Annotated in this window: 25 protein-coding genes and 1 other RNA gene; 9 read left to right on the top strand and 17 right to left on the bottom strand. The window is 65.3% G+C overall.

The window, feature by feature from the left end; translation table 11 throughout:
• The first annotated feature begins 131 nt into the window (after positions 1–131).
• The 5 genes from zipA to CCOS191_RS18595 all read left to right on the top strand — a co-directional run bounded on the left by zipA (position 132) and on the right by CCOS191_RS18595 (position 6,273).
• On the top strand, positions 132–1,022 hold the full coding sequence (gene zipA / locus CCOS191_RS18610) for a cell division protein ZipA (RefSeq protein ID WP_046856479.1): 891 nt from the start codon (positions 132–134) through the stop codon (positions 1,020–1,022).
• A 100-nt stretch (positions 1,023–1,122) separates the two neighbouring features.
• On the top strand, positions 1,123–3,465 hold the full coding sequence (gene ligA, locus CCOS191_RS18605; RefSeq protein WP_046856478.1) for an NAD-dependent DNA ligase LigA: 2,343 nt from the start codon (positions 1,123–1,125) through the stop codon (positions 3,463–3,465).
• A 188-nt stretch (positions 3,466–3,653) separates the two neighbouring features.
• An RNA gene (gene ffs / locus CCOS191_RS27560) (signal recognition particle sRNA small type) lies at positions 3,654–3,750 on the top strand.
• Positions 3,751–3,913: 163 nt separating this feature from the next.
• The gene (locus CCOS191_RS18600) at positions 3,914–4,303 is read left to right on the top strand and encodes a hypothetical protein (protein WP_046856477.1); all 390 of its coding nucleotides are present in this window, start codon (positions 3,914–3,916) and stop codon (positions 4,301–4,303) included.
• A 23-nt stretch (positions 4,304–4,326) separates the two neighbouring features.
• Positions 4,327–6,273, top strand: coding sequence for a hypothetical protein (locus CCOS191_RS18595; RefSeq protein WP_046856476.1), 1,947 nt, complete (start codon positions 4,327–4,329; stop codon positions 6,271–6,273).
• Here the strand turns inward: CCOS191_RS18595 and CCOS191_RS18590 are convergent.
• Positions 6,227–6,661 (bottom strand): helix-turn-helix domain-containing protein, encoded by a 435-nt coding sequence (locus CCOS191_RS18590; protein ID WP_046856475.1) that lies wholly within the window; start codon positions 6,659–6,661, stop codon positions 6,227–6,229. The two genes, CCOS191_RS18595 and CCOS191_RS18590, sit on opposite strands and share 47 nt — an antisense overlap.
• 85 nt (positions 6,662–6,746) lie before the next feature.
• Between CCOS191_RS18590 and CCOS191_RS18585 the strand changes: the two genes are divergently transcribed.
• A complete protein-coding gene (locus CCOS191_RS18585; RefSeq protein ID WP_046857863.1) occupies positions 6,747–7,241 on the top strand; it encodes a DUF2938 domain-containing protein in 495 nt (164 codons plus the stop codon).
• Here the strand turns inward: CCOS191_RS18585 and CCOS191_RS18580 are convergent.
• Positions 7,202–8,011, bottom strand: a complete 810-nt coding sequence (locus CCOS191_RS18580) for a substrate-binding periplasmic protein (protein WP_082120458.1) — start codon at positions 8,009–8,011, stop codon at positions 7,202–7,204. The two genes, CCOS191_RS18585 and CCOS191_RS18580, sit on opposite strands and share 40 nt — an antisense overlap.
• A gap of 131 nt (positions 8,012–8,142) precedes the next feature.
• Here CCOS191_RS18580 and dnaX point away from each other — a divergent pair, with 131 nt between their 5' ends.
• The 3 genes from dnaX (at position 8,143) to recR (ending at position 11,288) form a co-directional block, all read left to right on the top strand.
• Positions 8,143–10,197, top strand: coding sequence for a DNA polymerase III subunit gamma/tau (gene dnaX, locus CCOS191_RS18575; protein WP_046856474.1), 2,055 nt, complete (start codon positions 8,143–8,145; stop codon positions 10,195–10,197).
• Positions 10,198–10,261: 64 nt separating this feature from the next.
• Positions 10,262–10,597 (top strand): YbaB/EbfC family nucleoid-associated protein, encoded by a 336-nt coding sequence (locus tag CCOS191_RS18570; protein WP_023632783.1) that lies wholly within the window; start codon positions 10,262–10,264, stop codon positions 10,595–10,597.
• 88 nt (positions 10,598–10,685) lie between these two features.
• Entirely contained in the window at positions 10,686–11,288 is a 603-nt protein-coding gene (recR, locus tag CCOS191_RS18565; protein WP_046856473.1) for a recombination mediator RecR, read from the top strand.
• 61 nt (positions 11,289–11,349) lie between these two features.
• Here the strand turns inward: recR and CCOS191_RS18560 are convergent, their stop codons facing one another.
• The 15 genes from CCOS191_RS18560 to ccoO (CCOS191_RS18490) all read right to left on the bottom strand — a co-directional run bounded on the left by CCOS191_RS18560 (position 11,350) and on the right by ccoO (CCOS191_RS18490) (position 25,667).
• The gene (locus tag CCOS191_RS18560) at positions 11,350–11,898 is read right to left on the bottom strand and encodes an adenine phosphoribosyltransferase (protein WP_038705708.1); all 549 of its coding nucleotides are present in this window, start codon (positions 11,896–11,898) and stop codon (positions 11,350–11,352) included.
• 53 nt (positions 11,899–11,951) lie between these two features.
• A complete protein-coding gene (fnrA, locus tag CCOS191_RS18555; protein WP_023630845.1) occupies positions 11,952–12,686 on the bottom strand; it encodes a Crp/Fnr family transcriptional regulator FnrA in 735 nt (244 codons plus the stop codon).
• Positions 12,687–12,873: 187 nt separating this feature from the next.
• A complete protein-coding gene (gene hemN, locus CCOS191_RS18550; RefSeq protein WP_046856472.1) occupies positions 12,874–14,256 on the bottom strand; it encodes an oxygen-independent coproporphyrinogen III oxidase in 1,383 nt (460 codons plus the stop codon).
• A 101-nt stretch (positions 14,257–14,357) separates the two neighbouring features.
• Positions 14,358–15,041, bottom strand: a complete 684-nt coding sequence (locus CCOS191_RS18545) for a sulfite exporter TauE/SafE family protein (protein ID WP_046856471.1) — start codon at positions 15,039–15,041, stop codon at positions 14,358–14,360.
• The gene (gene ccoS / locus CCOS191_RS18540; protein ID WP_046856470.1) at positions 15,034–15,246 is read right to left on the bottom strand and encodes a cbb3-type cytochrome oxidase assembly protein CcoS; all 213 of its coding nucleotides are present in this window, start codon (positions 15,244–15,246) and stop codon (positions 15,034–15,036) included. Before ccoS ends, CCOS191_RS18545 begins: the two co-directional genes overlap by 8 nt.
• Positions 15,228–17,699, bottom strand: coding sequence for a heavy metal translocating P-type ATPase (locus CCOS191_RS18535; RefSeq protein WP_046856469.1), 2,472 nt, complete (start codon positions 17,697–17,699; stop codon positions 15,228–15,230). The genes ccoS and CCOS191_RS18535 overlap by 19 nt, the downstream gene beginning before the upstream one ends.
• 153 nt (positions 17,700–17,852) lie before the next feature.
• Positions 17,853–18,380, bottom strand: coding sequence for a FixH family protein (locus tag CCOS191_RS18530; RefSeq protein WP_046856468.1), 528 nt, complete (start codon positions 18,378–18,380; stop codon positions 17,853–17,855).
• Between the two features lie 15 nt (positions 18,381–18,395).
• The gene (gene ccoG, locus CCOS191_RS18525; RefSeq protein ID WP_046856467.1) at positions 18,396–19,811 is read right to left on the bottom strand and encodes a cytochrome c oxidase accessory protein CcoG; all 1,416 of its coding nucleotides are present in this window, start codon (positions 19,809–19,811) and stop codon (positions 18,396–18,398) included.
• 281 nt (positions 19,812–20,092) lie between these two features.
• Positions 20,093–21,070: a cytochrome-c oxidase, cbb3-type subunit III gene (ccoP, locus tag CCOS191_RS18520; protein ID WP_046856466.1), complete on the bottom strand. Its 978-nt coding sequence runs from the start codon at positions 21,068–21,070 to the stop codon at positions 20,093–20,095.
• Positions 21,067–21,258, bottom strand: a complete 192-nt coding sequence (locus tag CCOS191_RS18515; protein WP_031315534.1) for a CcoQ/FixQ family Cbb3-type cytochrome c oxidase assembly chaperone — start codon at positions 21,256–21,258, stop codon at positions 21,067–21,069. The genes ccoP (CCOS191_RS18520) and CCOS191_RS18515 overlap by 4 nt, the downstream gene beginning before the upstream one ends.
• Before the next feature lie 5 nt (positions 21,259–21,263).
• Positions 21,264–21,872, bottom strand: coding sequence for a cytochrome-c oxidase, cbb3-type subunit II (ccoO, locus tag CCOS191_RS18510; protein WP_023631369.1), 609 nt, complete (start codon positions 21,870–21,872; stop codon positions 21,264–21,266).
• The gene (gene ccoN / locus CCOS191_RS18505; protein WP_046856465.1) at positions 21,872–23,314 is read right to left on the bottom strand and encodes a cytochrome-c oxidase, cbb3-type subunit I; all 1,443 of its coding nucleotides are present in this window, start codon (positions 23,312–23,314) and stop codon (positions 21,872–21,874) included. The genes ccoO (CCOS191_RS18510) and ccoN overlap by 1 nt, the downstream gene beginning before the upstream one ends.
• Positions 23,315–23,920: 606 nt before the next feature.
• Positions 23,921–24,862 carry a cytochrome-c oxidase, cbb3-type subunit III gene (gene ccoP, locus CCOS191_RS18500; RefSeq protein ID WP_046856464.1) on the bottom strand — a complete coding sequence of 314 codons (942 nt, stop codon included), beginning with the start codon at positions 24,860–24,862 and terminating at the stop codon, positions 23,921–23,923.
• The gene (locus CCOS191_RS18495) at positions 24,859–25,053 is read right to left on the bottom strand and encodes a cbb3-type cytochrome oxidase subunit 3 (protein ID WP_046856463.1); all 195 of its coding nucleotides are present in this window, start codon (positions 25,051–25,053) and stop codon (positions 24,859–24,861) included. Before CCOS191_RS18495 ends, ccoP (CCOS191_RS18500) begins: the two co-directional genes overlap by 4 nt.
• Before the next feature lie 5 nt (positions 25,054–25,058).
• Positions 25,059–25,667, bottom strand: a complete 609-nt coding sequence (gene ccoO, locus CCOS191_RS18490; RefSeq protein WP_046856462.1) for a cytochrome-c oxidase, cbb3-type subunit II — start codon at positions 25,665–25,667, stop codon at positions 25,059–25,061.
• Positions 25,668–25,674 lie beyond the last annotated feature (7 nt).

Raw genomic sequence — 25,674 nt, 5'->3', positions numbered from 1 at the left:
TCGTGCTAGCTTAATGTCACTTGTTTTTTGCGTGGGTAAAACGCCTGTCAGAACATAGAGTTGGCGCCACGTGTTAAAGGCCTTTGAAGCCTTTGTTTTCAAGCATATTTTTTATAGAGGCACGGGATTACATGGAAATCGGTCTGCGCGAGTGGCTGATCGTCATCGGCATCATTGTCATCGCCGGTATTCTTTTCGACGGCTGGCGCCGCATGCGCGGCGGCAAGGGCAAGTTGAAGTTCCGTCTGGACCGTAGCTACGCCAACGCCCCGGACGACGACAGCGGCGGCGCCGAGGTGCTCGGCCCTTCGCGTGTGCTGGAAACCCATAAAGAGCCCGAGCTGGATGAGAGCGACCTGCCATCGGTCAGCGCCCCGGTGCGTGAGCGCGAACGCGAGCGTGAAGCCAAACCGGCCAAGGCCAAGCGCGGCAAGCGCAACAACAGCGAGCAGCAACAGGGCGACCTGAAGCTGGCCGCCGAGCCGCGTGAGCCGGACCTGTTCGATACTGGCGACGACGACTTCGCCGCCGACAACACCCGCAACAGCGGTTTTACTGCCGCGTCCACGCCGGCCAAAGAGCTGCCGCCGGCCGAAGAAGTGCTGGTGATCAGTGTCATCTCCCGCGACGAAGGCGGTTTCAAGGGCCCGGCGCTGTTGCAGAACATCCTGGAAAGCGGCCTGCGCTTCGGCGAGATGGACATCTTCCATCGCCACGAGAGCATGGCCGGCCACGGCGAAGTGCTGTTCTCCATGGCCAATGCGGTCAAGCCCGGCGTGTTCGATCTGGACGACATCGACCATTTCAGCACCCGTGCGGTGAGCTTCTTCCTCGGCCTGCCAGGCCCGCGTCACCCCAAACAGGCCTTCGACGTGATGGTCGCCGCCGCCCGCAAGTTGGCCCACGAGCTCAATGGCGAGCTCAAGGATGACCAGCGCAGCGTGCTGACCGCCCAGACCATCGAGCACTACCGCCAGCGCATCGTCGAGTTCGAGCGCCGCGCCCTGACGCAGAAACGCTGATACACCCGAGCGGGCGGACCCTGCCTCGGTCCGCGCCGCGATGATTGAAACGAAAGAGCAGCCAGGGGCTGCTCTTTTGCTTTGCAAGAGAAGACCAGAAATGAACGCCGAATCCCGAATCCACGAACTGCGCGCCGAACTCGACCAGCACAACTACCGCTACTACGTGCTCGACGAACCCAGCGTGCCCGATGCCGAATACGACCGCCTGTTCAATGAGCTCAAGGCGCTGGAAACCGAGCACCCGCACCTGGTGACACCGGATTCGCCGACCCAGCGCGTCGGCGGCGCGGCGTTGGCGGCCTTCAGCCAGGTGCGTCACGAGATACCGATGCTCAGCCTGGGCAACGCCTTCGAGGAAGACGACCTGCGCGACTTCGGTCGCCGCGTGGTCGAAGGCCTGGACCTGCCGGGCGGCGATCAGGCGGCCGTGGACTACAGCTGCGAGCCCAAGCTCGACGGGCTGGCGGTGAGCCTGCTGTACCGCGACGGCCAGCTGGTGCAGGGCGCCACCCGCGGCGACGGCACTACCGGTGAGGACATCAGCGCCAACGTGCGCACCGTGCGCAACATCCCGCTCAAGCTGCAGGGCGAGGGCTGGCCGGCGGTGCTGGAAGTGCGCGGCGAGGTGTACATGAGCAAGGCTGGTTTCGACCGGCTCAATGCGGCCCAGGCCGAGGCCGGCGGCAAGACCTTTGCCAACCCGCGCAACGCCGCCGCCGGCAGCCTGCGCCAACTGGACTCGAAGATCACCGCCAGCCGCCCGCTGGAATTCTGCTGCTATGGCGTCGGCCAGGTGTCCGAGCCGTTTGGCGACAGCCATATCGGTATCCTGGAGAAACTCAAGACCTGGGGGCTGCCGATCAGCCGCGAGCTCAGGCACGCCGCCGGTATCGACGAGTGCCTGGCCTATTACCGGGACATCGGTGCGCGCCGCAACAGCCTGCCCTACGAGATCGATGGGGTGGTGTTCAAGGTCAATGCCCTGGCCTCCCAGCGCGAGCTGGGTTTCCGTGCCCGTGAACCGCGCTGGGCGATTGCCCACAAGTTCCCGGCCATGGAAGAGCTCACCGAGGTGCTCGATGTCGAGTTCCAGGTCGGGCGAACTGGCGCGGTGACTCCAGTGGCCCGTCTCAAGCCGGTCAAGGTGGCCGGTGTGACCGTCTCCAACGCCACCCTGCACAACATGGACGAGATCGCACGCCTGGGCCTGCGCATTGGCGACACGGTGATCATCCGCCGTGCCGGCGACGTGATCCCGCAAGTCATGCAGGTGGTGCTCGAGCGCCGTCCGCAAGGCGCTCGGGCGGTGCAGGTGCCGAACCAATGCCCGGTGTGCGGCTCGCAGGTCGAGCGCACCCAGCTGGTCAAGCGCAGCAAGGGCAAGGAAACCACCAGCGAAGGCGCGGTGTACCGCTGCGTGGGGCGCCTGAGCTGCGCCGCCCAGCTCAAGCAGGCGATCATTCATTATGTGTCGCGCCGGGCCATGGACATCGATGGCCTGGGCGAAAAGAGCGTCGAGCAACTGGTCGATGAAAACCTGATCCGCTCGCCGGCCGACCTCTACAAACTGGAATTCGAGCAAGTGGTCGCCCTTGAAGGCTTTGCCGAGGTCTCCAGCCGCAAGCTGCTCGAAGCCATCGAGGCCAGCAAGCGCCCGAGCCTGGCGCGTTTCATCTACGCCCTTGGCATCCCCGATGTCGGCGAGGAGACCGCCAAGGTCCTGGCCCGCTCCTTGGGCAGCCTGGCGCGGGTGCAGGTGGCGCTGCCACAGGTGCTGACCTACCTGCCGGACATCGGCCTGGAAGTCGCTTACGAGATCCATAATTTCTTCGAGGACGAACACAACCGTGCGGTGATCAAGCAGCTGTTGGACAGCGGTATGCAACTGCAGGATGAAGGTGAGCTGGGCGCCGAGTTCGCCGCCAGCACCACCCTCGCCGGGATGCTCGCCAAGCTCGATATCCCGTCGGTCGGCCCGACCGGTGCCGAGAAGCTGGTGGACAAGCTGGGCACCCTGGACAAGATCATCGCCGCCGATGGCATCGACTTGCGCCAGGCCCTGAACACCAAGGCCGCCGACGGGGTGCGCGAGTTCTTCAAGGTCGAGGCCAACCAGCAGTTGGCCCGCGCCATCGAAGCCCAGTTGCTGGACTTCGGCATGCACTGGTCGTGCGAGAAGAAATCCGCCGAGGGTTTGCCGCTGGCCGGCCAGACCTGGGTGCTGACCGGTACCCTGGAGCGCATGAGCCGCGATATCGCCAAGGAAAAGCTGGAAAACCTGGGGGCCAAGGTGGCGGGTTCAGTGTCCGGCAAGACCCATTGCGTGGTGGCCGGGCCCGGCGCGGGCTCGAAGCTGGCCAAGGCCAGCGAGCTGGGCGTGGCGGTGATGGACGAGGATGCCTTCGTGGCCTTCCTTGCGGAGCGCGGAATCGACGTCTGAGGCCGGTGGCCTTGTCGCGGTGCAAGCCCGCTCCCACGGGTGATCGCACGTGGGGGCGGGTTCGCCTCGCGATAGATTTGCCACAAGTCCTTGAGAAATGATGGTTTTTTCACGATCAAAGGTTGTAACTTCGCCCTGGCGTTGTACAATGGCGCGGCTCGTCAGCTGGCGAGCCGTCGTGGTGGCCCCATCGGTCCCCCCGCATTGATTACCCGTTAACCTGGTCAGGCCCGGAAGGGAGCAGCCATAGCGGGAACATCGAGTGCCGGGGTGTGGCTGGTGGGGCCGCCTCCATTTTGGGCGCAGGGTTTTTCCGGCGTACCTGTCAGGCGTCGCACATCAGACGCGTTTCTTTAAACCCTCGCACTGTTTTCCGCCTGCACGATCCCGCGCAGCGCCTTATCATGCATCCCATCGTGTCGGCCCATTCGGCCAGGAGATAGCGACCGTGGAACATGTCGACGACCTCACCCGCCAGAAGATCCGCGAGTGGCAAATGCGCCGCCTGGAAATCAAGGACCAGATGGCCGCCAGTCCCGAGCGCGTGCTGGAGTTGTCCCAGGTGCTCGACCAGATGGAAGAAGAGCACGAGCGCATCCTCGAGGAAGCGGCTGCGCCAGTGGCGGTGAAGGCTGACGCGGTGGCCTTGGAGCTGCAGGTGTCGGCCCGCTCGGTGCGTGACTTGCGCAAGCTGCTGGAGCTGGCCCTGCATGAGCTCGATGGCGTGCTCGATGCACCGCAGGCGGATGTCAGCCATCCCGGCGACATGTCTGGGTCGTTGGGTGCCTACCGCTTCGACCTGGTGGTGGGGCAGGCCGCTGAATCCGACAAACCTTGAGTGATCCCCGGACCCGTACCGACATGCAGCCCGAGCACTTCGACTTTTCCCATCCGGTGTACCTGCCGCTCACCGCAGAGGTGTGCCAGGCCTTGCTGGCCGACGGCGCGCTGGCGCTCGACACCCTGGGCGAGCCGGAGTTGGCGGCAGTGCTGGTGATCCAGAACCTGGCCCAGGCACAGGGGCAGGTCGATGCGCGAGCGGCGGAAAAGGTGCTGGGTAAGCTGTTGGCATGGGCGGTAGATGGCGCGCACTCGCCTGGCGTGGGATTGTTGTCCGAGGCCCGTAGGCTGTTCGATGCGCGCAAGCTCTATTTCGGCCTTGAGGTGATCAAGGGTTCGAAGCTGCGTCTGCTCGACGCTGAGCAGGTCCAGGCGCGGGAATACCTGCTGGCCGATGGCAAGTGGGATTTCGACTACCGCATTCGCCTGCATCACAGTGACAACCCGTTCAGCCAGCGGGTGACCACCGGTTTCGACAGCGAGCGCTGGCTGACCGTCGAGCAGGACAAGCTGCTCAAGGTCATCCAGGCCAACCTCGACGAAGACATCCACGTGCAGGGCTATGCCGGGATCGGCAAGAGCTACCTGCTTGGCGCGCTGATGGACTGCCTGCCCCGTGGCCGGGTGCTGGCCCTGGCACGCACGCCGGCCAAGCTCGGCACCTTGCGTCGACGCATGGGGCTGGATGAGCAGGCCAAGGTCGGCATGACCTTCGGCCAGTTCGCCCGGGCCCTGCTGAAGGATACCCGGGCAGTTTCCGCCCGGACGGCGCAGCGCGGTCCCGGCAAGCGCAGGCTGGCCGAGGAACTGGGGATTGTCGGCTTGCGCCAGTACGACGCCGAGCATGCCCTGGATATCTGCCTGGAAGTGCTGCGCAACTACTGCGATTCTCGGGATTACAGCCTGTCGAATCGTCATCTGCCGTATTTTCGGCAAGCACTCTCCGCCGTCGATGCCCAGGTCCTGCTCGAGTACGCCAGCCGGCTATGGCGCTACCTGGAGGCGCAACCGGCCTGGGGCGCGCAAACCGGGTTCGAGGCGTTGCTGCTGCTCAAGCGAGCGAGCCTGGCTGGTTGCAGCGTGCCGGGGCGTTTCAGCCACGTGATCATCGACGAGAGCCAGGACGTGCCGGCCTCGCTGCTGCAGGTTATCGAACGGGGCCGCCAGGTGCTGATCACCCTGGGCGACGAATATCAGAAGGCCTCCGGCGAGGTGGTCAGGCGCGAGCGTCAGGTGCGCCAGAAGGACATGGCCTTTGCCGTGCGTAGCGGGCCCAAGGTGGAACGCCTGATCAACCCGTTGATCGGCGTGCATTCGAAGAAGTCCAAGGTTGCCTTCGAGGCTGCGCGCCATGTCGATGTCGGCATCGAGCACTTCCCCGAAGGGTTCGTCCCGCCCGAGGGCTGCGTGGTGCTGACCGCCTCGCGCTGGGACACGATGCGCTGGGCCATGGAGTTGGCCGAGTCCAACTGCTTGTTGAATTTCCCCGATTGGCCGCAGATGCGCCGCTTCATGGCCACGGCGATCGGGCTGTTCAGGGCCGCGTTCTATGCGCCGGGGCAGGATGCCGAAGGGCCGCATCCATACTTCGCGCACCTGATCGACTGGCAGCAGGTGCGTGAGTCCGAGCGTTTCGATGCCGCGTTCCTCTGGGTCGAGGCGCGCCTTGAGGCGGGTTTCAAGCTAGCGGACCTGACGCTGCTGGACGCGCGCATCGCTGCGCGGCCCGACAGCCTGACGCTGTTGATGGCCGAGGAGGCCGGCGGCCTGGAGTTCGATCAGGTGCTGCTGACACCGGAACTGATGACCACCGACCGCTTCAAGGACGCCTACGCCTTCGATGCCCGGATCTGCGCCGTGTATATCGCCCTGTCGCGGGCGCGTCGGCAGCTGTACCTGCCGTATGACGTGGAGGAGTGGATCAACTACCACAAGGGCCAGCCGTTCCGCGAGTTGCACGGCTACTGAGGTCTCCACGCCTGCCCTGGCTGGCCGACACCTGCATCAGCCGCTGAAAGGTCGGGCATTGCAGATGGTTCTCCTCGGGGCACTGCGCCGCATGCCGCAACCCCTTGCTCATCGCCTGCAGCCGTTTGATCCGTCGGTCGATCTCGTCGGCCTTGGCCAGCAGCAACTCGCGGTCGACCCGTTGCTCGTCAAGCATGGCGGCTACTTCGTCCAGCGAAAAGCCAGCCGCCTGTCCCAGCGCGATCAGCGCCAGGCGCTCGGGGGTGTCTGGCGGGAACTGGCGACGCTGCCCATGGCCGGCCAGTGATCTGAGCAACCCCTTGTTCGCGTAGTAACGCAATGTCGACGCCGGCACTCCGGTGCGCCTGGCGACATCGGCAATGTCCATTGCAACCCCTCTTGACTTGAAGTTGACTTCAACTTGCATGCTGCTTGGCATCGACCTCTCCGTCAATCTGCCAAGGGCTTTCGTCATGACCGTTTCTTCTCTCGCATTTTCCATTTTGCTTGTCGGCATCGGCGCCACCCTGGTCATGGACCTGTGGACCTTGCTGCTCAGGCGCCTGGGTGTCACCACCCTGAACTACGCGATGGTCGGGCGCTGGGCGGGCCACCTGTTCGCGGGGCGCTGGCGGCATGCGGCGATTGGCAAGGCTGCGCCGGTCAGGGGGGAGCTGGTGTGGGGTTGGTTGCTTCACTACGCCACGGGGCTGGTGTTTGCGGCGCTGCTGGTGGCTATCGCCGGGGAGGGGTGGTTGCAAGGGCCGACACTGTGGCCAGCCTTGCTGTTCGGGGTGGTCTCGGTGCTCGTGCCGTTGTGCGTGGTGCAGCCTGCGTTGGGGGCAGGGTACTTCGCGACGAACACACCCGCGCCCTTGAAGAGCTGCCTGCGCAGCCTGGCGACGCACTGCGTGTTCGGTTTGGGCCTCTACCTGGCGGCACTGGGTGTCGCGGCTGCGGGTAACTGAGGGCTGTCGTCACCTGCGAACGGATGGGGCTCGGTATAACGCTCGACGATCCGCTGCATCTCCCCCGACTGCTTGATCCGCACCAACGCCCTGAGCACGCCTTGGGTCGGCAGTTGGGGGGCGTTGCGCACCATGCAGCCCAGCGCCTGTTCTTCAAGCACGGCCAGGGGCTGCAGGTGTTGAGCCGGCGGCAGGGAGCGGTTGTACCACTGCAGCGACAGCTGGTTGCTCACGGCATGGCGCAAGCGCCCGACCTGGAGCTTCTGCAGGACTAGCAACTGATTGCGGCTATCTTCGCGCTGCAGGCGGGCCTGGCTGAACAGCGGTTCGAGCGTGGGGTAGGTGTAGCCGAGCACGGTGCCGATGGCCTGGGGTGGCAGTGCGTCCGGGCTGACGGGGCCGCTGTCGCCGGGGCGGCCGACCAGCAGGTCGCGCTGCTCGATGAGCGGGATGCTCCAGAGATAGTCGCCGGGCCGATCGGTCAGCCATTGCGTGGAAACGTAGCAGCGTACGTCGATTTCGCCGGCCTGCATCGCCTCCTGCAGGCGCAGGCGCGCAAGCACATGGTACTGGGGGCGGGCATCGACCTCCCTGGCGATGGCCTGCATCAGCTCCAGGAGGATGCCTTCCGCCGGCTGCTGGTCCTCGATGCGCATCAGCGGCATGCTCCAGCTTTCGGCGATGGAGAAGCGCAACACCGGCGGTTGCGCCAGGCCGTGGGTGGCCCACAACAATACCCACAACAACAGGATGGCCAGGACTCGCCGCACGCCTCATCCTCCCTGATCCGTCGTCCGTGTGCCCGTCACTGAGCTTAGACGAGATCGGCAGGGTGCAATTTCGGCCCCGCTCCGCTAGCATTAGCGCTCTTTCCGCCCGCTCCGGTCACGATGGTTTTTTGATGAGTTATCAGGTTCTTGCACGTAAATGGCGTCCGCGCTCGTTCCGCGAAATGGTCGGCCAGACCCATGTGCTCAAGGCTTTGATCAACGCCCTGGACAACCAGCGCCTGCACCATGCCTACCTGTTCACCGGGACCCGGGGCGTGGGCAAGACCACCATTGCGCGGATCATCGCCAAGTGCCTGAACTGCGAGACCGGCATCACCTCGACGCCGTGCGGTACCTGCTCGGTATGCCGGGAGATCGACGAGGGCCGTTTCGTCGACCTGATCGAGATCGACGCCGCCAGCCGCACCAAGGTCGAGGACACCCGCGAGCTGCTCGACAACGTGCAGTATGCGCCGAGCCGCGGGCGCTTCAAGGTCTACCTGATCGACGAAGTGCACATGCTCTCCACCCACTCGTTCAACGCCCTGTTGAAGACGCTGGAAGAGCCGCCGCCCTACGTCAAGTTCATCCTCGCCACCACCGACCCGCAGAAACTGCCGGCGACCATCCTGTCGCGCTGCCTGCAGTTCTCGCTGAAGAACATGAGCCCGGAGCGCGTGGTCGAGCACCTGACCCACGTGCTGGGCGCCGAGAACGTGCCGTTCGAGGAGGATGCCCTGTGGCTGCTCGGCCGCGCCGCCGACGGCTCCATGCGCGATGCCATGAGCCTGACCGACCAGGCCATCGCCTTTGGCGAGGGGCGGGTGCTGGCCGCCGACGTGCGGGCGATGCTCGGCACCCTCGATCACGGCCAGGTGTATGGCGTGCTCCAGGCCCTGCTCGAAGGCGATGCCCGGGCGCTGCTGGCCGCGGTGCGTGACCTGGCCGAGCAAGGCCCGGACTGGAACGGCGTACTGTCGGAAATGCTCAATGTGCTGCACCGCGTGGCCATCGCCCAGGCCCTGCCGGAAGCGGTGGACAACGGCCAGGGCGACCGTGACCGCGTGCTGGCGTTGGCCCAGGCCCTGCCGGCCGAAGACGTGCAGTTCTACTATCAGATGGGCTTGATCGGCCGTCGTGACCTGCCATTGGCGCCGGACCCTCGCGGCGGTTTTGAGATGGTCCTGCTGCGGATGCTGGCGTTCCGCCCGGCCGATAGCGACGACGCACCGAGGCCGGTACTAAAGCCGACGGGGATCAGCCAGGCCACAGCTGATCCGGCCCAACCGGTGGCAGCGGCGGCTGTGGCCGTGGCGCCGCCCGTTGCCGCCAGCCCTGTCGCTGAAGCGGTCGCGCCGGAGCCCGTGGCTGAGCCACCCGTACAGCCCGAGCCGCCAGTCGTCGAAGTGCCGGTCGTTGCCGAGGTTGTCGAGGCTCCGCAATCGGAACCAGAGCCCGAGCCTGAGCCGCAGCCCGTCGAGGAGGTCATCGACCTGCCGTGGGAGGAGCCCGTTGCCGCGCCGGCGCCGGTTGAGCCCGAGCCTGCACTTGCGGTCGAAGCCGCCAACCCACAGCCGGACTACGACGAACCGCCGTTCGATCCGTCGGCCTACAGCCCGGCGGGCATGGAGCGCGACGACGAGCCGCCGGCGGACGAGGACTACTACGCGCCCGACAGCGACCCGGTCGGCTTCAGCTACCTGGACGAGCTGGCCGAGCACGTGCAGGAGGAGGCGCCTGCCCAGGCGCCGGAGCCACTGCCGGCGGCCATGCCCGCGACCGGCCTGGCCCTGCAATGGCTGGAATTATTCCCACAGTTGCCTGTCTCCGGTATGACAGGCAACATCGCCGCAAACTGTACGCTGATCGCCGCCGAGGGTGATGACTGGCTGTTGCACCTGGACCCGGGGCAGGGCGCGCTGTTCAACTCGACGCAGCAGCGCAGGCTGAACGATGCGCTGAACCAGCAGCTGGGCCGCGAGATCCGCCTGAAGATCGAGCTGATCCGCCCCGAGCAGGAAACCCCGGCCCAGGCCGCCTCGCGCAAGCGCGCCGAGCGCCAGCATGACGCCGTGGTGTCGATCGAACAGGACCCGCTCATCCAGCAGATGATCCGGCAGTTCGGCGCGACAGTCAGGCAGGATACTATTGAGCCTGTAGACGCCCTGGCCAGCCAGGGCCAATGAACGGATAACCATGCGGCCGGCCTGTGCCGGGCCGCATCACATGACCCAATCGAGGTATACCCCCATGATGAAAGGTGGCATGGCCGGCCTGATGAAGCAGGCCCAGCAGATGCAGGAAAAGATGCAGAAGATGCAGGAAGAGCTGGCCAATGCGGAAGTCACCGGCCAGTCCGGTGGCGGCCTGGTCAGTGTGGTGATGACCGGTCGTCACGACGTCAAGCGCGTCAGCATCGACCAGAGCCTGATGTCGACCGACGCTGACGACAAGGAAGTGCTCGAGGACCTGATCGCCGCCGCGCTGAACGACGCCGTGCGCAAGATCGAGCAGAGCAGCCAGGAAAAGATGGGTGGCATGACCGCTGGCATGCAGCTGCCGCCTGGTTTCAAGATGCCGTTCTGATCGGCTTCTGGCGTCAAATGGGGAGCAACGGCCCGACGGTCGTTGCTCCCTTGTTCATTCTGTTTCCTGAATTGGCAGGCCTGCACACATGAGCTTCAGCCCCCTGATCCGCCAACTGATCGACGCCCTGCGCATCCTGCCCGGCGTTGGTCAGAAAACCGCCCAACGCATGGCCCTGCAACTGCTCGAACGCGACCGCAGTGGCGGCACGCGCCTGGCCCAGGCCCTGAGCCAGGCCATGGAAGGCGTCGGTCATTGCCGCCTGTGCCGGACCTTGACCGAACAGGAACTGTGCCCGCAGTGCGCCGATCCACGCCGTGACGACACGCAACTGTGCGTGGTCGAGGGGCCGGTGGATGTGTACGCAGTGGAGCAGACCGGCTATCGCGGTCGCTACTTCGTGCTCAAGGGGCATCTCTCGCCGCTGGACGGGCTGGGGCCGGATGCCATCGGCATTCCACAGCTGATGGCGCGGATTGAGGAGCAGGGCACCTTCAGTGAGGTGATCCTGGCCACCAACCCCACGGTGGAAGGGGAGGCGACGGCGCACTACATTGCCCAGCTGCTGGCCGAGAAGGGCCTGACTGCCACGCGCATCGCTCATGGCGTGCCGTTGGGTGGCGAGCTGGAACTGGTGGATGGCGGGACGCTGGCCCATGCATTTGCCGGGCGCAGGCCGATCACGTTGTAAACCTGTAAACGCATCGCGGGGCCAGTCGCATCGGCGCACCGCGATCGTTTTGAAGGCGAACTCAGTATTCGCTCAGGGAAAACTCGGTAAGGCAGAAGGTCGGCACGCCGGCCGCCTGCAGGCGACGCGAGCCTTCCAGCTCCGGCAGGTCGATGATCGCCGCCGCCTCGAAGACCTGGGCGCCGGTGCGGCGCACCAGGTTGGCCGCGGCCAGCAGGGTGCCGCCGGTGGCAATCAGGTCATCGAAGATCAATACCGAGTCGCCATCACACAGACTATCGGCATGCACTTCCAGGAAGGCCTCGCCGTATTCGGTCTGGTAGCCCTCGGACAGCACGTCGGCTGGCAGCTTGCCCTGCTTGCGGAACAGGATCAGCGGCTTGTTCAACTGGTGGGCGATGATCGAGCCGATCAGGAAGCCTCGCGCGTCCATGGCGCCGATATGGCTGAACTCGGCCTCGACATAGCGCTCGATGAACTGGTCGGCGACATAGCGCAGCCCGCGCGGCGACTGGAACAGCGGGGTGATGTCGCGGAAGATCACGCCCGGCTTGGGAAAGTCCACTACCGGGCGGATCAGGGCTTTGAGGTCGAAGGTGTCGCTGTGCATGGGGCGGGTATCCTGGAAAAACTCGGCGTCAGTATACCCTGTTAGCGCGGCGATCAGACCTCGAGTGCACCACCGGCCAGCGCGCACAACTGGATCGGGTCGAGAATGTGCACTTCCTTGCCCTCGGCCTTGAGCAGGCCGTTCTGCTGGAAGCGGGTGAACACGCGCGACACGGTTTCCACCGCCAGGCCCAGGTAGTTGCCGATCTCGTTGCGCGACATGCTCAGGCGGAACTGGTTGGCCGAGTAACCACGGGCGCGGAAGCGCGCCGACAGGTTGACCAGGAAGGTGGCGATGCGCTCGTCGGCGGTCTTCTTCGACAACAGCAGCATCATCTGCTGGTCGTCGCGGATCTCGCGGCTCATCACCCGCATCAGCTGGCGGCGCAGCTGCGGCAGCTGTACCGAGAGTTCATCGAGGCGCTCGAAGGGGATCTCGCACACCGAGGTGGTTTCCTGGGCCTGGGCCGATACCGGGTAGGCCTCGGTGTCCATGCCGGACAGGCCGACCAGCTCGCTGGGCAGGTGGAAGCCGGTGATCTGTTCCTCGCCGCTGTCGCTGAGGCTGAACGTCTTGAGGGCGCCGGAACGTACTGCGTAGACCGAGCCGAAATTGTCACCCTGGCGGAACAGGAACTCGCCTTTCTTCAGCGGGCGGCCGCGTTTGACGATTTCATCCAGTGCGTCCATGTCTTCCAGGTTCAGGGACAGGGGCAGGCACAGGGGGGCCAGGCTGCAATCCTTGCAGTGGGCCTGGTTGTGTGGGCGCAGTTTTACTGGCTCGGACATTTCTTTCGATCCTTGTGGGAAAGCACACATAAGCCGTAAGGATAACCCGCGGCATGGGCTGTAGGCCAGTGTGCGCATTTTTGGTGCACGCTAGCAGCGGTGTGGAAGGTGTGTCCCGACACCGTTCAACTGTCCATAGTGTGCCTCGAAAGGCGGTCTGTCCATGCGGTGAAACGCCTCAATCGCCTCAGATCACCCGCGAGAAACGCTGGCGATTCTGCTGCGCGAGGTAAGCGTCGAACACCATGCACACCGAGCGCGCCAGCAGGCGGCCGGCCGGCAGGATGCGGATGCCCTTGGCGTCCAGGCTGATCAGGCCGTCGCGTTGCATGGCCTGCAGTTGCGGCCACTGCTCCTTGAAGTAGCCGCGAAAATCGATGGTGAAGGCCTGTTCGATCACTTCGAAATCCAGTTCGAAGTGGCAGATCAATTGCTGGATCACCGCCCGGCGCAGGCGATCGTCCTGGTTGCACACCAGGCCGCGCTGGGTCGCCAGCTGCGCGGTGGAGAGGGTGTCCTGGTAAGTGTTGAGGTCGCTGCTGTTCTGGCAGTAGAGGTCGCCGATCTGGCTGATCGCCGACACGCCCAGGCCGATCAGGTCGCAGTGGCCGTGGGTGGTGTAGCCCTGGAAGTTGCGTTGCAGGGTGCCTTCTTCCTGGGCGATGGCCAGCTCGTCGTCGGGCAGGGCGAAGTGGTCCATGCCGATGTAGCGGTAGCCGGCAGCGGTCAGTTGGTCGATGGTGGCGTGCAGCATCTCCAGCTTCGCCGCTGGGGCCGGCAGGTCACTGCTGTCGATGCGCCGCTGGGGCATGAAGCGTTCGGGCAGGTGCGCGTAGTTGAACACCGACAGGCGGTCGGGCTGCAGGCGGATCACTTCTTCGACGGTACGGGCGAAACCTTCCGGTGTCTGCTTGGGCAGGCCGTAGATCAGGTCCAGGTTGATCGAGCGGAACTGCAGGGTGCGCGCCGCTTCGATCAGGGTGCGGGTCTGCTCCAGGCTCTGCAGGCGGTTGACCGCGCGCTGCACGGCGGGGTCCAGATCCTGCACGCCGAGGCTGACACGGTTGAAGCCCAGCTCGCGCAGCAGGCCCATGGTCGACCAGTCGGCTTCGCGCGGGTCGATCTCGATGCCGTAGTCGCCGGAGTCGTCGTCCAGCAGGTGGAAGTGCTGGCGCAGGGTGGCCATCAGCTGGCGCAGTTCCACATGGCTGAGGAAGGTCGGCGTGCCGCCACCGAAATGCAGCTGCTCGACGACTTGCTTGGGGTCGAGGTGGCAGGCGATCAGCTGGATTTCCTGCTCCAGGCGTTGCAGGTAGGGCGCGGCGCGACCGCGGTCCTTGGTGATGACCTTGTTGCAGGCGCAGTAGTAGCAGATGTTGGCGCAGAACGGCACGTGCACGTACAGCGACAGTGGGCGGGCGGCGCGGCGGCTCTCGCGCAGGGCGTGGAGCAGGTCGAACGAGCCCACTTCGCCGTGCAGTTGCACAGCGGTCGGATAGGAGGTGTAGCGTGGTCCGGCCAGATCGTAGCGACGAATCAGGTCGGCGTCCCAGTGTAGGTCGTCGAGCATGTGGGTAGTCCCCGGATAGAGCTGCAGTGTCCGGAGTCTAGGGGCGCTTGTAAGAAGTCATGTTGATTTGTATCAGGAGATCTGGCGGTCGCAGCAGCCTCTCAATGCCCCATGAGCCAGTGTTGGTGAGGCCCGGGCAGGGTCCACAGGCCAAAGAGGATCACCAGTACGCCACCGGCCATGCGTACCCCGCGATTGCGCAACAGGGCACCGACGCGCTCCGCGGCGAGCCCCGTGGCCAGCAGCACCGGCCAGGTACCCAGGCCGAACGCCAGCATCAGCGCCGCGCTGTGCAGTGCATCGCCCTGGCTCGCCGCCCACAGCAGGGTGCTGTACACCAGGCCGCACGGCAACCAGCCCCACAAGGCGCCCAGCAGCAAGGCCCGGGGCAGGCTGGATACCGGCAGCAGGCGCGTGGCCAGCGGCTGCACATGGCGCCAAAGTCCGCGCCCGAGTGCCTCGATACGGGTCAGGCCGCTCCACCAGCCGGCCAGGTACAGGCCCATGGCGATCAGCAGCAACGCGGCCGCGACCCGCAAACCGGTCGCCAGCGGGCTGCTGGCCAGGGCCACGCCAGCCAGGCCCAGCAGCAAGCCGGCGGCGGCATAGCTGAGGATACGCCCGAGGTTGTAGGCCAGCAGCAGGCGCAGGCGCCGGCTGCGTTGTTCGGGGGGGATGGCCAGGGTCAGCGCGCCCATCAGGCCGCCGCACATGCCCAGGCAATGGCCGCCGCCGAGCAGGCCCAGGACCAGCGCCGAGCCCAGCAGGGGGATCAGTTCAGGCACGCGGGGTCGTGTCCTGGTCTTTGGGCTTTTCGCCCTCAGGCTTCACGGCCGCCTGGTGGCAAGGGTCCTGGTCATCGAACAGGATGCTGTGGGCCGGGCCTTCCAGGTCGTCGTACTGGCCGCTGTCCACCGCCCAGAAGAAGATGTACACGGCGACACCGACCAGCAGCAGGGCGGCGGGGATCATCACGTAGAGGGCGGGCATAGCGGTTTCCTTTCGAGCGACACGGGCTCGCGCCCGGGCGGTGTCTCGCCGCTGGGCAGCCGGGTCAGGCGCAGGGCGTTGAGCACCACGATCAGCGAGCTGACCGACATGCCGATCGCCGCCCACACCGGGGTGATCCAGCCGAGCGCGGCGAACGGCAGCATGAGGCCATTGTACAGCGTCGCCCAAAGCAGGTTCTCGATAATGTTGCGACGGGTCCGGCGGGCCAGGTCGAAGGCCTGCACCAGCGCCTGCAGGCGGTTGGACAGCAGCACCGCGTCGGCGCTGGTTTTGGCCAGGTCCGTGGCGCTGCCCATGGCGATGCTGATGTCGGCGGCGGCCAGCACCGGTACATCGTTGACGCCGTCGCCAAGCATCAGCACCTTGCGCCCTTCGCCTTGCAGTGTTTTCAGGCGGGCGAGCTTGTCGTCCGGACGCAGGCCGCCGACGGCCTGGTCGATGCCCAGTTGCGCGGCCACCTGCGCGACCATCGGCGAACTGTCGCCGGACAGCAGCAGCGTGTTCCAGCCGCGTGCCTTGCAGGCCGTCACCAGGTCCTGGGCGTCGTCGCGCAGGCGGTCATCCAGGCCGAACCAGGCCAGTGGCCCTTGCCGGTCCCCGAGCAGCAGCCATTGCCCGTGTGGCTCCGGCACGGTGGGTACCTCGGCGCCGCTGAGTGCGCAGACGAAGGTGGCCTGGCCGATACGCAGGCGCTGGCTTGCCAGCATGCCTTCCAGGCCCAGCCCCGGCACGGCGGTGACGGTTTCGGCCGCCTGCGCGGCACGACCGAAGGCGCGGGCGATGGGGTGTTCGGAGCGGTTCTCCAGCGCCGCCGCCAGCGCCAGGCACTGGTCAGCGTCCAGTCGGCCCAGCGGGCGGATGCTGCGCAGGGCCAGGCGGCCTTCGGTGAGGGTGCCGGTCTTGTCGAAGATCACCGTGTCGATCTGGTTGAGGCCTTCGAGCACATGCCCGCGGGTCACCAGCAGGCCGAGCTTGTGCAGGCTGCCGGTGGCGGCGGTGAGGGCGGTAGGGGTGGCCAGCGACAGGGCGCAGGGGCAGGTGGCGACCAGCATGGCCAGGACGATCCAGAACGCCCGGGGTGCATCGAGCTGCCACCAGACGATACCGATCACCGCGGCGGCGACCAGGGTGAACAGCAGGAACCATTGCGAGGCGCGGTCGGCGATCTCCGCCAGGCGCGGTTTCTCCGACTGGGCGCGCTCCAGCAGGCGGACGATGGCCGACAGGCGCGAATCCTGGCCCAGGGCCTGGACCTCGACCGTCAGCGTGCTTTCGACGTTGAGGGTACCACCGGTCACCCGGTCGCCGACGCGGCGGGACAGGGGCAGATATTCACCGGTCAGCAGTGATTCGTCGACGCTGGAGCGACCGTCGACGATGAGCCCGTCGGCCGGGATGACGGCCCCAGGCAGCACCTGCACACGGTCGCCGCACTGCAGTTCGCCGAGCAGGATGCGCTCGCCCTGGCCGTTGGCGTCCAGGCGCAGGCACGACGCTGGCAGCAGGTTGACCAGCTGCGCGGTGGCCGCCGCGGTGCGTTCGCGGGCGCGGCGCTCCAGGTAGCGGCCGGTGAGCAGGAACAGGGCGAACATGCCCACGGTGTCGAAATACAGCTCGCCGTGGCCGGTGATGGCGGTCCAGATCCCGGCGCAGTAGGCCAGGGCGATGGCCAGCGACACCGAAAGGTCCATGGTCAGGTGGCGGGTGCGCAGGTCGCGGGCCGCGCCCTTGAAGAACGGTGCGCAGCTGTAGAACACGATGGGCGTGGTGAGGAACAACGCGACCCAGCGCAGGATGGTGTGCAGCTCGGGCGACAGGTCGATGTTGAATTCCGGCCAGGTGGCCATGGTCGCCATCATCGCCTGGAACCACAGCAGCCCGGCCACGCCCAGGCGGCGCAGCGCGCTGCGATTCTCCCGGGCCAGCTGTTCGGCGGCCTGGTCGGGCTGGTAGGGGTGGGCGGCATAGCCGATGCGGCGCAGCCCGGCCAGCAACTGCGACAGTGGCAGTTGCTGGTCGTCCCAGTTGACCAGCAGGCGATGGTTGGACAGGTTCAGCCGGGCATCGGCGACGCCGGGCAGGGTGCGCAGGTGCTTTTCGATCAGCCAGCCACAGGCGGCGCAACTGATGCCCTCGACCAGCAGGGTTGCCTCGGCCAATTGGCCCTCATGGCGCACGAACGTTTGCTGCACGTCGCTGCGGTCGTACAGGGCCAGCTCGTCCTGGAGTTGACGGGGCAATGCTTCGGGGTTGGCGCTGGTGTCGCTGCGGTGCTGGTAGTAGTGCTCCAGGCCCCCGGCGACGATGGACTCTGCCACTGCCTGGCAGCCGGGGCAGCAGAATGCCCGGGGCTCGCCAAGCACCACGGCGGTGAAGCGGCTGCCGGCGGGGACGGGCAGGGCGCAGTGGTAGCAGGGGGTGGGTTGGCTCATCGACATCTCTTCCGGCTGGCGCGGACCTTGTAGGAGCGGCTTCAGCCGCGATCACCCGCTTGGCGGGTGCCATACACCGCGTCGCCTGTATCGCGGCTGAAGCCGCTCCTACAGAAGGTTCAATGCTGGCGAGGTAGCCCCGCCAACAGGGTATTACTGACGTTCGGCACCTTGCAGCGCTTCATCGCCCAGCTGCAAGGTCACCCCATGCTCGACCTTCTCCTCCTCGAACAACCGCCACACATGGTCGTCCTGGCTGCCGAGCAGCTCGACGAAGCGTCGGCCGTCGACCTTGTCGTCCAGCTGGCCGACATAGCGGCCTGGCTCGGTGCGTGCCAGCTGCACCTTGCGGTCCTTGGCCGACTGCGTCGGCGAGATCAGGTTCAACTCCAGCGCCTGCGGGTCGCTGTTGCCGGTCAGGCGCACTTCGACTTCGCCGGTCAGCTCGTCCAGGTGCACGCTGGCCTTGAGGTTGAGGGTCTGGGCCAGCAGCTCGCGGTCCAGCGAGCGGTTGATGCCCTTGCCGGCCTCGTAGTAGTTGTCGTTGACCAGGTTGTCCGGGTTGCGCACGGCGATGCTGACCATGGTCAGGCTCAGGCACACCGAGGTGGCCAGGATACCGATGATGATCCAGGGCCAGAGGTGCTTGTACCAGGGGCTGGCGGCGGTGGCGGCAGGCATTGTCTAGGTTCTCTCTCAGCGGATCTGTGGGCCGATGAAGCGGCTCTTGGCTTCAACCTGGCTGGCGCTGTCGTCGGCGTCCTTGAGGATGAAGGTAATTTCGTTGGTGGTCGAGGGCAGCTGTTCCGGTGCGACCGACAACTGCACAGGCAGGTTGACGATATCGCCGGCGGCTACGCGGATTTCGCGCTGGCCTTCGAGCTTGAGGTCGGGCAGGCCGGCGGCGTCGAGCACGTAGACGTGGTCGCGCTGGTCCTTGTTCATCACCTTGAGGCTGTAGACGTTCTCGATACGTCCTTGGGCGTTCTCGCGGTACAGCACGCGGTCCTTGGCCACGTCGAAGCCCACCAGCGAACGGGTGGCGAAGGCGGTGACCAGGGCGCCGATCATCACCAGCAGCACCAGGGCATAGCCGATCAGGCGCGGGCGCAGCATGTGGGTCTTCTGCCCGGACAGGTTGTGCTCGGTGGTATAGCTGATAAGGCCCTTGGGGTAGTTCATCTTGTCCATGATGCTGTCGCAGGCGTCAATGCAGGCGGCGCAGCCGATGCACTCGATCTGCAGGCCGTCACGGATGTCGATGCCGGTGGGGCAGACCTGCACGCACATGGTGCAGTCGATGCAGTCGCCCAAACCCTTGGCCTTGTAGTCGATGTCCTTCTTGCGCGGGCCGCGTGTTTCACCGCGGCGCGGGTCATAGGAAACGATCAGGGTGTCCTTGTCGAACATCACGCTCTGGAAGCGCGCGTACGGGCACATGTAGATGCACACCTGCTCGCGCAGCCAGCCGGCGTTGCCATAGGTGGCCAGGGTGAAGAAACCGACCCAGAAGTAGGCCCAGCCATCGGCCTGGCCGGTAAAGAACTCGATGGCCAGTTCGCGGATCGGCGCGAAGTAGCCGACGAAGGTCATGCCGGTGACGAAGCCGATCAACAGCCACAGGCTGTGCTTGGCCAGCTTGCGCAGGAACTTGTTGGCGCTCATGGGCGCCTTGTCCAGCTTCATGCGCTGGTTGCGGTCGCCTTCGGTGACTTTCTCGCACCACATGAACACCCAGGTCCACACGCTCTGCGGGCACGTGTAGCCGCACCAGACGCGGCCGGCGTACACGGTGATGAAGAACAGGCCGAAGGCGGCGACGATGAGGATGCCCGAGAGCAGGATGAAGTCCTGGGGCCAGATGGTGGCGCCGAAGATGTAGAACTTGCGCTCGGGCAGGTTCCACCACACGGCCTGGTGACCGCCCCAGTTCAGCCAGACGGTGCCGAAATACAGCAGGAACAACACCGCGCCACCGACCATCCGCAGCCTGCGGAAAATGCCGGTGAAGGCGCGGGTGTAGATTTTTTCGCGCGAGGCGTAGAGGTCGACGGAATCCTTCCCTTTGCTGGCAGGCGGGGTGACGTCATGTACCGGAATTTGCTTGCTCATCATCAAGTCCCACGGCAGTGGAGAAATGCCGCGGCCAGTGCGTGCCGGCCGCAGTCTCGCGCGTTCTGCTAGCGCTCTGCGGCCCATGATACGCCTGTGCTGGCGCATGCGGGGCGCACTGCGACACTTAGTCGCGTTGGGTTCGTGGTGTGAAACGTGTTATGGCGGGTGTCAATTGATTCAGGTCAGCTTGTGCTGAGTTTGCGGGCCTCATCGCGGATGAATCCGCTCCTACAGGGGGCGCGTAGGAGCGGATTCATCCGCGAGGGGTCGGGCCTGTCTTACTCGGTTGCGGCCGGTTCCGCCTGATGCGACAGGCTATACACGTACGCCGCCAGCAGGTGCACCTTGTCATTGCCTTGCATCTGCGCCTGGGCCGGCATCTGGCCCTGGCGACCATAGCGGATGGTCTGTTGCAACTGGGCGAAGCTCGAACCGTAGATGAACGCCTGCGGGTGGGTCAGGTTGGGCGCGCCCATCGCCGGGGTGCCCTTGCCTTCGGGGCCGTGGCAGGCCACGCAGTTGGTGGCGAAGATTTCCTTGCCCTTGGCCGGGTCGGCCTTGGCGTCCTCGGGCAGCTTGCGGCCGTCGAGGTTGGTCAGCACGAAGGCCGCCACATCGGCCACGCCCTGTTCGCCGATCACCGTGGCCCAGCCTGGCATCACGCCATGGCGACCGTTCATGATGGTGGTCTTGATGGTCTCCGGCTCACCGCCCCAGCGCCAGTCGTTGTCGGTCAGGTTGGGGAAACCGTAGGCGCCGCGGGCATCGGAGCCGTGGCACACCGAGCAGTTGGAGGCGAACAGGCGCGCGCCCATCTTCAGTGCCTGCGGATCCTTGGCCACTTCCTCCACCGGCATGGCGGCGAACTTGGCGAAGATCGGCCCGAAGCGGGCGTCGGCCTTGGCCATCTCCTTTTCCCATTCGTGCACGCCGGTCCAGCCGGCCTGGCCGTTGGAAAACTCGGTCTTCTTTTCGTTGTCGACGTATGCGTAGCCCGGCAGGATGCCTTTCCAGTTGCCCAGGCCCGGGTAGAGCACCAGGTAACCGAGGGCGAAGACGACGGTGCCGACGAACAGCCAGAACCACCATTTCGGCAGGGGGTTGTCGTACTCCTCGATGCCGTCGAAGGCATGGCCGACGACTTCGTCGGTGATCTCCTCGCGCTGGCCCCGGCGGGTCGACAGCAGCAGCCAGGTCAAGGCGAAGATGGTGCCCAGGGTCAGGACGGTGACGTACAGACTCCAGAAGGTTGTCATTGTTTTTTGCTCCTAGAAGCTTGTGCTTGCTCGACGTGACGGGTGGCTTCGGGGTCGTCCGCGAACGGCAATTGCGTTGCCTCGTCGAATTCCCGCTTGCGCCGTGGGCTGAACACCCACAGCGCAAGGCCCACGAAGGCCACCAGCACCACGACGGTGCCCAGGCCGCGAATCATCCCGATATCCATCACGGTCACCGTTTGCTCTTGATGAGGGTGCCAAGGCCTTGCAGGTACGCGACCAGGGCGTCCATCTCGGTCTTGCCCTTGACCGCGTCGGCGGCGCCGGCGATGTCTTCATCGGTGTAGGGGGTGCCCAGGGTGCGCAGCACTTCCATCTTCTTGGCGGTGTCCTTGCCGTCGAGCTTGTGCTCGACCAGCCACGGATAGGACGGCATCTTCGACTCGGGCACCACGTTGCGCGGGTTGTACAGGTGCGCGCGGTGCCAGTCGTCCGAATAGCGCCCGCCGACCCGGGCCAGGTCCGGGCCGGTGCGCTTGGAGCCCCACAGGAACGGGTGGTCCCACACGCTTTCGCCGGCCACCGAGTAGTGGCCGTAGCGCTCGGTCTCGGCGCGGAACGGGCGGATCATCTGCGAGTGGCAACCGACGCAGCCTTCGCGGATGTAGATGTCGCGGCCTTCGAGCTCCAGCGCGGTGCGTGGCTTCATGCCCTCGACCGGCTTGTTGGTGACGTCCTGGAAGAACAGCGGGACGATCTGGGTCAGGCCGCCGACGCTGACGGCGATGACCATGAAGAAGGCCATCAGGCCAATGTTCTTCTCGACTGCTTCATGCTTCATCAGTGGGCTCCCACGACGACGATCTTGGTGGCTTCCTCAGCCTCCACCGGGTTGGCGGCGCGCACGGTGCGGTACACGTTGTAGGCCATCAGCAGCATGCCGGAGGCGAAGAACGCACCGCCCAGGGCGCGAACGATGAAGCCCGGGTGGCTGGCCTGCAGGGCTTCGACGAAGGAGTAGGTGAGGGTGCCGTCGTCGTTGATGGCGCGCCACATCAGGCCCTGGGTGATGCCGTTGACCCACATCGAGGCGATGTACAGCACGGTGCCGATGGTCGCCAGCCAGAAGTGCGCGTTGATCAGCCCGACACTGTGCATCTGCTGGCGGCCGTAGAGTTTCGGGATCATGTGGTAGACCGCGCCGATCGAGATCATCGCCACCCAGCCGAGGGCGCCGGCATGGACGTGGCCGATGGTCCAGTCGGTGTAGTGCGACAGCGAGTTGACCGTCTTGATGGCCATCATCGGGCCTTCGAAGGTGGACATGCCGTAGAACGCCAGCGACACCACGAGGAAGCGCAGGATCGGGTCGGTGCGCAGCTTATGCCAGGCGCCGGACAGGGTCATCATGCCGTTGATCATGCCGCCCCAGCTTGGCGCCAGGAGGATGATCGACATCACCATGCCCAGCGACTGCGCCCAGTCCGGCAGCGCGGTGTAGTGCAGGTGGTGGGGGCCGGCCCAGATGTACAGGGTGATCAGCGCCCAGAAGTGCACGATCGACAGGCGATAGGAGTAGATCGGGCGTTCGGCCTGCTTGGGCACGAAGTAGTACATCATCCCCAGGAAGCCGGTGGTGAGGAAGAAGCCCACGGCGTTGTGGCCGTACCACCACTGGATCATCGCGTCGGTGGCCCCGGCGTAGGCCGAGTAGGACTTGAACAGGCTCACCGGCAGCGAGATGTGGTTGACGATGTGCAGCATCGCGGTGACCACGATGAAGGCGCCGTAGAACCAGTTGCCGACGTAGATGTGCTTGGTCTTGCGCTTGACGATGGTGCCGAAGAACACCAGGGCGTAGGTGACCCAGACGATGGCCAGCAGGATCGCCAGCGGCCATTCGAGCTCGGCGTATTCCTTGGTGGTGGTGAAGCCCATCGGCAGGGTGATCAGCGCGCCGACGATCACCGCCTGCCAGCCCCAGAAGGTGAAGGCGGCCATGCTGTCGGAGATCAGGCGGGTCTGGCAGGTGCGCTGCACCACGTAGTAGCTGGTGCCGAACAGGGCACAGCCACCGAAGGCGAAGATCACCAGGTTGGTGTGCAGCGGGCGCAGGCGGCCGAAGCTCGTCCATGGCAGGTCCAGGTTGAGCTGGGGCCATACCAGTTGCGAGGCGATGAAGACGCCGAGCCCCATGCCAAGGATCCCCCAGACCACCGTCATGATGGCGAACTGGCGGACGACCTTATAGTTATAAGCAGTCGGACTGATTGCAGTGCTCATTCTAAGGTTCCACGGTTTGGGTGTTCTTGTTGGTTGGTAAATCGGCGCCAGTATTGATAACCACCAGGGTTATGGCAACGCAAGTCATGTACGCCGACCCGTGTCCGGACCCTTTTCGCCACCGTCCCGTGGCGTTGGGGGCTGAACGATTGTACACAAATAAATATTTGTAATGTGTACCGTTTTCCATGTTTTTCTGATCGATCGGTCAAGCTTTTAATCGGGGACGGCATCAGGCTGTGTGCCGCGTCTGCTTCGGTCCTTTCGGAGCGAAGCCCACTGTGGCAACAAGCTTAGTTCTGTTCGGAGGGGGTGCAAGGGAGGGGGTGAGCGGGGGTGAGGCTGGTGTGATGTGGTGGGGCGGATATCGAGCGCCGCCCGCGCGGCGCATCGCGGATGAATCCGCTCCTACATTTGCTGCAACGTGCCGAACCTGTCAGGCCATGGTTGCCGGCTTTGGCGCAGGCCTTGAGCCTTACAAGCAGGGCTGACAACTATGGCCTCACAGGCATGGCCACGTTGCAAAAAATGTAGAAGCGGATTCATCCGCGATGCGCCGCGCGGGCGGCGCTCGATTTCACAGGCGCTGAATCTCTCCCGGCGAACTCACTGAGCAGTCACCGTTTCAGCGGGCGCATCCTGCGACAGGCTGTAGACATAGGCCGCCAGCAGGTGGACCTTGTCATTGCCCTGGATATCCTGCTGCGCCGGCATCTGGCCCTGGCGGCCGTAACGGATGGTCTGCTGCAGCTGGGCGAAGCTCGAGCCGTAGATGAACGCCTGCGGGTGGGTCAGGTCGGGTGCGCCCATGGCTGGGGTGCCCTTGCCGGTGGGGCCGTGGCAGGCCACGCAGTTGCTGGCGAAGATCTCCTGGCCCTTGGCCGGGTCGGCCTTGACGCCTTCCGGCAGGCTGCGGCCATCGAGGTTGGTCAGCACGAACGCGGCGACATCCGCCACGCCCTGCTCGCCGATCACCGTGGCCCAGCCCGGCATCACGCCGTGGCGGCCGTTCATGATCGAGGCCTTGATGGTCTCCGGCTCGCCGCCCCAGCGCCAGTCCTTGTCGGTCAGGTTGGGGAAGCCGTACGAGCCCTTGGCATCGGAGCCGTGGCACACCGAGCAGTTGGAGGCGAACAGCCGGCTACCCATTTTTAGCGCCTGCGGATCCTTGGCCACTTCCTCCACCGGCATGGCGGCGTACTTGGCGAAGATCGGGCCGAACTTGGCGTCAGCCTTGTCCATTTCTTTCTGCCACTCGTCCACCTGGGTCCAGCCGTTCTCGTAGCCGGGCAGGATGCCTTTCCAGTTGCCAAGGCCCGGGTAGAGGATCAGGTAACCGACCGAGAACACCAGGGTGCCGACGAACAGCCAGAACCACCATTTCGGCAGCGGGTTGTCGTACTCCTCGATGCCATCGAAGCTGTGGCCCATGGTCTGGTCGGTGGTGTCGCTGCTCTGGCCCTTGCGGGTGCCGAGCAGCAGCCAGGTCAGGCCGATCAGGCTGCCGATGGTCAGTACGCTGATGTACGTACTCCAGAAGGTGGTCATTGCCGGGTACTCCTCATTGCAGCAGGTTCCTGCCCGGCAGGGGGCAGGCGGTCGTCGACGAAGGGCAGCAGGCGCGCTTCGGCGAAATCACGGTCGCGGCGGCGGTTGAACACCCAGAGCGACAAGCCGATGAAGGCGATCATCACCAACAGGGTGCCCAGGCCGCGGATCATGCCGATGTCCATTTCCATCGCACTCACCTCTTGTTCTTGATCGCGGTGCCGAGCACCTGCAGGTAGGCGACCAGCGCGTCCATCTCGGTCTTGCCCTTGACGGCGTCCTTGGCCCCGGCGATGTCATCGTCGGTGTACGGCACGCCCAGATTGCGCAGCACGCGCATCTTGACGTCGGTGTGGCTGTTGTCGACCTGCGAGGACACCAGCCACGGGTAGGACGGCATCTTCGACTCAGGCACCACGTTGCGGGGGTTGTACAGATGCGCGCGGTGCCAGTCGTCCGAGTAGCGCCCGCCGACCCGGGCCAGGTCCGGGCCGGTACGCTTGGAGCCCCACAGGAACGGGTGGTCCCAGACGCTTTCGCCGGCCACCGAGTAGTGTCCGTAGCGCTCGGTTTCGGCGCGGAACGGCCGCACCATCTGCGAGTGGCAGCCGACGCAGCCTTCGCGGATGTAGATGTCGCGGCCTTCGAGCTGCAGGGCGGTGTAGGGCTTCATGCCTTCGACCGGCTTGTTGGTGACGTCCTGGAAGAACAGCGGGACGATCTGGGTCAGGCCGCCGATGCTGACGGCGAACACCATCAGCAGGGCCATCAGGCCTATGTTTTTCTCAACGACTTCGTGTTTCATCAGGCTC

The sequence above is a fragment of the Pseudomonas sp. CCOS 191 genome (genome assembly GCF_001007005.1).
GTDB lineage: Bacteria > Pseudomonadota > Gammaproteobacteria > Pseudomonadales > Pseudomonadaceae > Aquipseudomonas > Aquipseudomonas soli.
Note: the sequence above shows the minus strand (reverse complement) of the source record. Positions and strands in the feature narration are given on the sequence as shown.

Bases quoted from the DNA above. Each gene is read 5' to 3' on its own strand.
- zipA (WP_046856479.1), top strand. From the start codon at position 132: ATGGAAATCGGTCTGCGCGAGTGGCTGATCGTCATCGGCATCATTGTC.
- ligA (WP_046856478.1), top strand. From the start codon at position 1,123: ATGAACGCCGAATCCCGAATCCACGAACTGCGCGCCGAACTCGACCAG.
- CCOS191_RS18595 (WP_046856476.1), top strand. From the start codon at position 4,327: ATGCAGCCCGAGCACTTCGACTTTTCCCATCCGGTGTACCTGCCGCTC.
- CCOS191_RS18590 (WP_046856475.1), bottom strand. From the start codon at position 6,661: ATGGACATTGCCGATGTCGCCAGGCGCACCGGAGTGCCGGCGTCGACA.
- CCOS191_RS18585 (WP_046857863.1), top strand. From the start codon at position 6,747: ATGACCGTTTCTTCTCTCGCATTTTCCATTTTGCTTGTCGGCATCGGC.
- dnaX (WP_046856474.1), top strand. From the start codon at position 8,143: ATGAGTTATCAGGTTCTTGCACGTAAATGGCGTCCGCGCTCGTTCCGC.
- CCOS191_RS18570 (WP_023632783.1), top strand. From the start codon at position 10,262: ATGATGAAAGGTGGCATGGCCGGCCTGATGAAGCAGGCCCAGCAGATG.
- recR (WP_046856473.1), top strand. From the start codon at position 10,686: ATGAGCTTCAGCCCCCTGATCCGCCAACTGATCGACGCCCTGCGCATC.
- CCOS191_RS18560 (WP_038705708.1), bottom strand. From the start codon at position 11,898: ATGCACAGCGACACCTTCGACCTCAAAGCCCTGATCCGCCCGGTAGTG.
- fnrA (WP_023630845.1), bottom strand. From the start codon at position 12,686: ATGTCCGAGCCAGTAAAACTGCGCCCACACAACCAGGCCCACTGCAAG.
- hemN (WP_046856472.1), bottom strand. From the start codon at position 14,256: ATGCTCGACGACCTACACTGGGACGCCGACCTGATTCGTCGCTACGAT.
- ccoS (WP_046856470.1), bottom strand. From the start codon at position 15,246: ATGCCCGCCCTCTACGTGATGATCCCCGCCGCCCTGCTGCTGGTCGGT.
- CCOS191_RS18535 (WP_046856469.1), bottom strand. From the start codon at position 17,699: ATGAGCCAACCCACCCCCTGCTACCACTGCGCCCTGCCCGTCCCCGCC.
- CCOS191_RS18530 (WP_046856468.1), bottom strand. From the start codon at position 18,380: ATGCCTGCCGCCACCGCCGCCAGCCCCTGGTACAAGCACCTCTGGCCC.
- ccoG (WP_046856467.1), bottom strand. From the start codon at position 19,811: ATGAGCAAGCAAATTCCGGTACATGACGTCACCCCGCCTGCCAGCAAA.
- ccoP (WP_046856466.1), bottom strand. From the start codon at position 21,070: ATGACAACCTTCTGGAGTCTGTACGTCACCGTCCTGACCCTGGGCACC.
- CCOS191_RS18515 (WP_031315534.1), bottom strand. From the start codon at position 21,258: ATGGATATCGGGATGATTCGCGGCCTGGGCACCGTCGTGGTGCTGGTG.
- ccoO (WP_023631369.1), bottom strand. From the start codon at position 21,872: ATGAAGCATGAAGCAGTCGAGAAGAACATTGGCCTGATGGCCTTCTTC.
- ccoN (WP_046856465.1), bottom strand. From the start codon at position 23,314: ATGAGCACTGCAATCAGTCCGACTGCTTATAACTATAAGGTCGTCCGC.
- ccoP (WP_046856464.1), bottom strand. From the start codon at position 24,862: ATGACCACCTTCTGGAGTACGTACATCAGCGTACTGACCATCGGCAGC.
- CCOS191_RS18495 (WP_046856463.1), bottom strand. From the start codon at position 25,053: ATGGAAATGGACATCGGCATGATCCGCGGCCTGGGCACCCTGTTGGTG.
- ccoO (WP_046856462.1), bottom strand. From the start codon at position 25,667: ATGAAACACGAAGTCGTTGAGAAAAACATAGGCCTGATGGCCCTGCTG.